At 74.2% G+C, this 923-nt stretch carries 1 protein-coding gene; it reads left to right on the forward strand.

What is annotated here, in order from left to right:
- Nucleotides 1–178: 178 nt before the first annotated feature.
- The coding region (locus F6X68_RS32840; protein WP_225852578.1) for an ATP-binding cassette domain-containing protein at nt 179–923 on the forward strand (745 nt) is incomplete at its 3' end.

Here is a 923-nt window from a genome sequence, read left to right on the forward strand (position 1 = left end):
GGACGGGACACCGCGTTCGGCGGGACCGTGCACGCGGCGGTCAACGCGGTGCCCTGAGGGGCCGCCGGTGCGGGTCGGGCGGCGGGGCGGCGGCCCGGCCCGCACCGGGGGCGTTGACATCACTTCGACGTCCGTCTATGTTGCCAGAAATCGATTTCCGATCTCCCCGGAGGCCCGCGTGAGCGACCAGGTGACCGTCGCCATGTCGGGCATCACCAAGCGCTTCGGCGGCGTCCACGCCCTGCGCGGCGTGGATCTCACCCTGCGCGCCGGCGAGGTCCACGCCCTGCTGGGGGAGAACGGGGCCGGGAAGTCGACCCTGATCAACATCCTGTCCGGCGTCGTCACCGACCACGGCGGGGAGATCTCGATCGGCGGCCAGCCCGTGCGCTTCGCCGGCCCGGCAGCCGCCCAGGCCGCCGGCATCGCCACGATCCACCAGGAACTCGACCTGGTGCCGGCGCTCTCCGTGGCCGAGAACCTGGTGCTCGGCCGGGAACCGCGCACCAGGCTGCGGACGCTCGACCGGCGGGCGATGGCCCGCGCCGCCCAGGACTGGCTGGGCCCGCTCGGCGCCCGGATCGATCCGCGCCGGCCCGTCGGTTCGCTGCGCGTCGGCGAGCAGCAGCTCGTCGAGATCGCCAAGGCGCTCTCCCTCGACGCCCGCGTCCTCGTCATGGACGAACCGACCGCCGCGCTCGCCGACGCCGAGGTGCGGCGGCTGATGTCCACCATCCGCGCGCTGCGCGAGCGCGGCGTGGCCGTCGTCTACATCTCCCACCGCCTCGAGGAGATCGAGCACATCGCCGACCGGGCCACCGTCCTGCGCAACGGCGAGGTGGCCGGCACACTGCGCCCGGACCGCGCCGACCGGCAGCGGATCATCACGCTGATGGTCGGCCGCCCCGCCGAGGCGCTGTTCA

It is taken from the genome of Micromonospora sp. AMSO12t, assembly GCF_008806585.1.
Classification (GTDB): domain Bacteria; phylum Actinomycetota; class Actinomycetes; order Mycobacteriales; family Micromonosporaceae; genus Micromonospora; species Micromonospora reichwaldensis.